Here is a 552-nt window from a genome sequence, read left to right as displayed (position 1 = left end):
GGAAGGACAACCCACATTGAGGTTGATTTCATCATACCCACGCTCCGAGGCAAGCTTTGCACACGTCGCTAAGTCCGCAGGATTAGACCCACCTAACTGTAACGCCACAGGATGTTCTTCTTCGTTATACGCAAGAAAGTCACCTTTACCGTGGATAATCGCACCTGTTGTTACCATTTCGGTATACAACAGCGTTTGCGATGACAATAGACGATGGAAGTAACGGCAATGTCTATCTGTCCAATCGAGCATGGGCGCAACGGATAAGCGTGAAGCATGATACATAATGGTGTCTCGCATCGTTCAAAAATCAATCCAGCTGAAAGTTCTCAGCATTAAGGAGGCGGGATTATACAGAGCTTGATGGGTGGCGGCAAATTACACGAATGAGACTAACGACCTCTCTAGGGAATTAGTATAAAATAGTCGGACTTCGCTAAGACAGGTGACCATGTGAATCAAAAGCTAATACAACAATTGGAAGATATCTGTTCCGCAAGAGGTGTACGTCTCACTCCTCAGCGTCGAACTGTTTATGAGCTTATTTACGAA

1 protein-coding gene and 1 pseudogene are annotated in these 552 nt (G+C 45.3%); one reads left to right on the top strand and one right to left on the bottom strand.

All coding sequences use genetic code 11. The annotated features are described in order from the left end of the window. On the bottom strand, window positions 1-285 hold a 285-nt coding region (locus GMA8713_RS27195; protein ID WP_198159620.1), incomplete at its 3' end, for a tRNA-dihydrouridine synthase. A gap of 168 nt (window positions 286-453) precedes the next feature. On the opposite strand from GMA8713_RS27195, the pseudogene GMA8713_RS28390 reads away from it, so the two are divergent. After that, window positions 454-552: pseudogene (locus tag GMA8713_RS28390) on the top strand (transcriptional repressor); the annotation flags it as partial.

Source organism: Grimontia marina, from assembly GCF_900060185.1.
Lineage (GTDB): Bacteria > Pseudomonadota > Gammaproteobacteria > Enterobacterales > Vibrionaceae > Enterovibrio > Enterovibrio marinus.
This window is presented reverse-complemented; position numbering and strand designations above follow the sequence as displayed.